Annotated in this window: 8 protein-coding genes; all 8 read left to right on the top strand. The window is 68.0% G+C overall.

From position 1 onward, the window contains the following. Positions 1-118: 118 nt before the first annotated feature. On the top strand, positions 119-487 hold the full coding sequence (locus NBW84_RS01305) for a DUF742 domain-containing protein (protein ID WP_250280909.1): 369 nt from the start codon (positions 119-121) through the stop codon (positions 485-487). Next, a complete protein-coding gene (locus NBW84_RS01300; protein WP_250280908.1) occupies positions 468-1,124 on the top strand; it encodes an ATP/GTP-binding protein in 657 nt (218 codons plus the stop codon). The genes NBW84_RS01305 and NBW84_RS01300 overlap by 20 nt, the downstream gene beginning before the upstream one ends. Positions 1,125-1,134: 10 nt before the next feature. Continuing rightward, a complete protein-coding gene (locus tag NBW84_RS01295; RefSeq protein WP_250280907.1) occupies positions 1,135-2,328 on the top strand; it encodes a LuxR C-terminal-related transcriptional regulator in 1,194 nt (397 codons plus the stop codon). 377 nt (positions 2,329-2,705) lie between these two features. Further along, positions 2,706-3,095 carry a TcmI family type II polyketide cyclase gene (locus tag NBW84_RS01290; RefSeq protein ID WP_250280906.1) on the top strand — a complete coding sequence of 130 codons (390 nt, stop codon included), beginning with the start codon at positions 2,706-2,708 and terminating at the stop codon, positions 3,093-3,095. Further along, a complete protein-coding gene (locus tag NBW84_RS01285) occupies positions 3,073-3,327 on the top strand; it encodes a phosphopantetheine-binding protein (RefSeq protein ID WP_250280904.1) in 255 nt (84 codons plus the stop codon). The genes NBW84_RS01290 and NBW84_RS01285 overlap by 23 nt, the downstream gene beginning before the upstream one ends. Before the next feature lie 482 nt (positions 3,328-3,809). Then, positions 3,810-4,154, top strand: a complete 345-nt coding sequence (locus tag NBW84_RS01280; RefSeq protein WP_250280902.1) for an antibiotic biosynthesis monooxygenase family protein — start codon at positions 3,810-3,812, stop codon at positions 4,152-4,154. Between the two features lie 52 nt (positions 4,155-4,206). Then, positions 4,207-4,683: an SRPBCC family protein gene (locus tag NBW84_RS01275; RefSeq protein ID WP_250280901.1), complete on the top strand. Its 477-nt coding sequence runs from the start codon at positions 4,207-4,209 to the stop codon at positions 4,681-4,683. Positions 4,684-4,820: 137 nt separating this feature from the next. Continuing rightward, a partial coding sequence (locus tag NBW84_RS01270; protein WP_250280898.1) for a cupin domain-containing protein occupies positions 4,821-5,215 on the top strand: 395 nt, incomplete at its 3' end.

The raw sequence follows: 5,215 nt of genomic DNA, 5'->3' as shown, positions 1-5,215 counted from the left end.
CCGCCGCCGACCGCCGCCGACCGCCGCCGGCGGATTCTTCGACCAGACGATTTTCACGGGACGAGTTCCAGCAGGACGAACTTCAGCGATTACTGTCAAGCCCTGATCAGGAGGACCGGTGGACGAGGAGTGGTACGACGACGACGCAGGTCCGGTCGTCCGTCCCTATGCCGTCACCGGCGGCCGGACGCGACCGGCGGCCAATCGCGCGCTGGAGCTGGTGGCTCTGGTGTCGACGACGGAGCACGGGCGTGCGATGGTCCGAACTCTTGATCCAGAACAACGGAACATCGTGCTGCTCTGCCAGAGCATCCAGTCGATCGCGGAAATATCCGCGCAGCTCAGCCTGCCGGTCGGGGTGGCACGTGTTCTCGTCGGCGACATGATCGATGCCGGTCTCGTACGCGTCACCCGCCCAGCCCGACCGAGCGAGCGTCCCGACGTGGCGCTGATGGAAAAGGTGCTCGATGGACTACAGACCCTCTAGACCGCACACGGTCGGCAGCCAGGTGACCAGCCCGGCACCCAGCCCGGCACCCAGCCCGGTCAAAATCATAATTGCCGGCGGATTCGGCGCCGGAAAGACGACCTTTGTCGGGACGGTCAGTGAGATCCCCCCGCTCACGACCGAAGCCGCACTGACCTCGGCGAGCCTCGGCATCGACGACACCTCCCAGGTCAGCACCAAGACCACGACGACGGTCGCCATGGATTTCGGCCGGATCACGCTGCTCGACAGCGTGATTCTCTACCTGTTCGGCACACCTGGCCAGGACCGTTTCTGGTTCATGTGGGACGAGCTGGTTCTCGGTGCCATCGGCGCCATCGTCCTGGTCGACACCCGCCGGCTCGCCGACTCGTTCCCGGCGGTCGACTACTTCGAGGAGCGGGATATTCCGTTCCTGGTGGCGGTCAACCGGTTCGAGGGCGCCCGGGAATACCGGCTCGACGAGGTCCGCAAAGCGCTCGACGTCGACCCCCGCCGGCCCATCATCTTCTGCGACGCGCGCCGGCGGGAGTCCGTCCGGCAGGCCCTGGTCGCGCTGGTCCGTCACTCCCTCGACGTGGTCACGAGCGAGGAGGCACAACGGGGCCTCCCCAGGGCCGGCAGCCGCGTGGACTAGGCCGTGCCTGATGACGATGTTCGATCTTCTCGGCATCGATGGCATCGCTCTCGCCGCCTACCGGATGTGGCTGCGCCGGAAGGACATGAGCGCCGAGGAGGTGAGCAGCGCCCTTGGATGTCCCACGGGCGCCGTCCGGCAGGCCTGCGACAGGCTCGTCGCGCTCTCACTGCTGGTGCCCTCCCGTGAGAGCCCCGACCGGCTGGTCGCCGTCCATCCCGAGATCCCTCTCGAACAGCTGTTCCGACAGCAACACGATCGGCTCATCCGCCAACAGGAGGAACTCATCCGCGCTCATATGCAGGTGAGCGTGCTGGTCGCCGACTACATGCAGGAGCAGGAGCGGCAGCCGGAGCCGGCTGTCGACGCCGTGCGGCTGAAGGGCGTGGAAGCGGTCGCGGACCAGCTGCTCGATCTCGTAGCCCGAGCCAAACGGGAGCTGCTGGTTCTGCACACCCGGCCCTGGCAGTCATCGATCATGACAGCGGAGTGCACCCAGGCGGTGCTGCAGGCCCTTGGCCGCGGGGTCGTCGTGCGCGCCATCCAGCCGCGCCCGGCCCCACAGGACGGTGCTCCCGCCGGCTGCGACGCCGTCGACGCGGATGGCCTGGAGCTGCGGGTGGCCGACGCCCCGCTGGCGGACATGGCCATGGTCGACCGCGAGACCGCCCTGCTCCTGCTGACATCCGGCCCGGGCGAGGAGCACGGCTGCGCGCTGCTGCTCCGGGAGCCGGCGCTGACAGGCCTGGCCACGATGCTGTTCGACCAGCTCTGGAAGACCGCGCGGCCCCTGGAACGGGCTGGCGAGCTCGGCCAGGCCGGGCTCCGGCACACCGGCCTCGATCACATCGCCTTCGGCCAGGCCACGTTGGGTGACGGCCCTGGCCTCTCCAGCGTTCGCGGCCAGGCCGGCCCGGCCGGCCTGGCCAGCCTGGCCGGCCTGGTCGCTCAGGGCGGCCAGCCCGACCAGGGCGGTGGCCCCTCGCAGACAAAAAAACAACAGATTGACAATTCCGCTCCAAGCGACTCCGAACGCCTCCTGCTGAGGCTGTTGAGCCTCGGAGCCAAGGACGAGGCCGCCGCCCGGCACCTCGGCGTGTCGGTACGAACGGTCCGTCGCATGATCGCCGATCTCATGCGACGGATGGGTGCCCGCAGCCGGTTCCAGGCCGGCATCCTCGCGGCGAAAAAAGACTGGTTATAGCATTTTCGCATCGACTTGGCCACACCATTGGCACCAAGTTGCCACTACACGTTCCTGCCATGCCAACTGCAAGACATGACAGTCCCAATACCTCATGCTTCCGTAGGGAGACGGGCCGGAGCGGCGGCCAGGCCCCAGCCTTCGTGAGGTGACGCCTGCGCGGCGCCCGAGCGGACGAGGCTGGGTGCTGGCCGCCCAACCGGCCCGTATACCGAAACCACCGACGACGGCGTCGGGCCACCGACTTGCGCGGACAGCCTCCGCACCATCGACGCCGACGGTGCGGCATGCTTGCCCGTCCTTTCTTCAAGTTGTCAGGGAGCAGGCGTGTCGATATTCTCCGGCCGGCTTCCGGCGGCCCGGAACAGGGCCGTCGGATGACGCACCGTACTCTCATCGTGGCCCGTATCAGCGCTGACGACGAACCCGCGGTCGCCGATATCTTCCGGGAGTCGGACGACGGGGAGCTGCCTCATCTGCTGGGTGTTGTCCGGCGGGACCTCTTCAGTTTCCACGGACTTTACTTTCATCTGATCGAGGCGGCCGACGACGTGGCGCCCGCCCTGCCCGCCGTACGCGGACACCCGCTGTTCGTCGACGTCAACACGAAACTCGCCAGACACATCACCGCATACGACCCGGACACCTGGCGCAGCCCACGCGACGCGATGGCCCGGAACTTCTATTCATGGGCCGCGGACCGGCCCGCCCGGAAACCGGGTCACCAGGACAAAGGAGAGAACCATGGCGGATCAGTGGACCGCTGACCAGCTGCTCGACTTCCTCGTGGAACGCACGGTGCTCGTCGCCGATGAGCGGCCCGGCCATCTTGGCGTCACGTTCGCCGAGGCCGGGGTGGACTCACTGGCCTACCTGCACCTGCAGACCGTCGTTCTCGACACCTTCGGCGTCGAACTGCCGGCGGAACCGCCCGAGGACCACACCTTCGCCGAAATCCTCACCGCCATCAACGGCGCTGTCAGAGCGGACGTCGCATAGACCGGCGGCCGGACCGGCGGATTCACGCCGCATCCGACAGGGATTCATCCCGTATCCGACAGGAATTCACGACCGGACAGCGAGAATCATGCGACCAGGGAGAACGCGCGGCTGCGCCGGCAGCCGTCCGCCCACGCGATGTCCGTCCCCGGCCGGGACCGGGCACGTAGCGACCGCCTGACCGACGCTCCAGGGCCGAGGACGCTCCAGGGCCGAGGAGGCACGTCCGTACAGGCGGAGCCTGCCAGTGGGAGCCCCTGCGGGCTCCGGCGGGCTCCGGCGGGCTCCGGCGCCGGGAGGCATCCGGCCGAGGGCGTTCAGGAGCCGTCGGACGGACGCAACCGGTCATTTTCAGGTCTTCATCGTCCGATGGCACGCGTGCCCGGACGACGAACCGGTCCGGACATATCGGCAACAGCGCCGCGGGCCGTGTCCCGCGCCGGCCCTGAACCTGACCGCAGACATCCGAACGGAGAAACCCGATGAGTGCTTCCGGCACCTTCCGGATTGTTCTTACGCAGCAGATCGCACCTGGTCGGGAGCGCGAGTTCGAGGAGACCTGGCTGCAGGTCGCCCCGGACGCCGCCAAGCAGCCGGAGAACCTCGGCGCCTGGCTGGTCCGCTCCACGGACGATCCCAGCACCTACTACATATTCGGTGAATGGGCCAACGAGCAGGCGTACCAGGAGTTCCAGCGCAATCCCGAGCACCTGGGGCACCGGAAGCGGCTGCACGCGCTGCGCACCAGCTTCTCCGCGGCCGCCGGGACCGTGGTGGCACACCTGCCCGGAGCCGGCGCGCGCGAGTACGCCGAGCAGGCCGGCTGAACCAGCGGCGACACCTTTCTCGACCGGAACATCGTCAATCAAACGGAGAGCCATGGCCGGGCACACGGAGAACTCGATCTGGATCGACGCCGACATCGATCTGGTCTGGACGATCACGAACAGTCTCGCGGACTGGCCGGATCTTTTCACCGAGTACGCCTCGGTGGAGATTCTCGAGCACCATGACCAGACCTTCAGATTCCGGCTGACAATGCACCCGGACGCGAACGGGAAGGTCTGGAGCTGGGTCTCGGAACGGACGTTGGACCCGGAGAAGCACCAGGTCCGGGCCCGCCGCGTCGAACCGGGCCCCTTCGAGTTCATGAACATCGAATGGACCTACGAACCGGAGGGCACCGGCACCAGGATGCGCTGGACGCAGGACTTCCACATGCGTCCGGACGCGCCGGTCGACGACGAGTGGATGACCAACAACATCAACAACAACACCCGGCGGGAGATGAGCGTCATCCGGGACAAGGTCGAGCTGGCCGCCCGCAGCGCGAAGGCCCTTCCCCAGCAGGTCTGAACCAGCCCCGGCCAGGGCTCGGCGCCCGTTGTGAATTCCGCGCGAATTCCGTGTGACAGCGCCGGGCCCGTCAGGCCCCGGCCCGGACGCCGAGCAGGCGGCTCCGGGCGGTCCACGAGACGTTCGAGGAGACAGCGATGACCCTGACGACCAACAACCTGGAAGTGGCGCCGAAGGTGCTCTCCATCCACGACGTCCCGGCCAACCGCCGCCGCGGCGGCGACATCCGCACGCTGCTGTCCCCCGCGACGGTGGGCGCCAAGTCCGGCTTCCTCGGCACGCTGACGCTGCGGCCCGGCGAGTTCGTCAGCGAACACTGGCACCCGTACTCCGAGGAGTTCCTGTACTGCGTGTCCGGGCAGGTCGTCGCGCGGCTCGACGGCGAGCACACCACGCTCCCCGCCGAGCACGGGGTGCTCATCCCGATCGGCACCCGGCACCGGATCGTCAACGACGGCGACGAGACCGCCTTCCTCGTCTTCCACCTCAGCCCGCTGGCGCCGCGGCCGGACCTCGGCCACGTCGACACCGA

Origin of the sequence: Protofrankia sp. CiP1_Cm_nod2, assembly GCF_920664355.1 — a bacterium.
Classification (GTDB): Bacteria; Actinomycetota; Actinomycetes; order Frankiales; family Frankiaceae; genus Protofrankia.
This window is presented reverse-complemented; position numbering and strand designations above follow the sequence as displayed.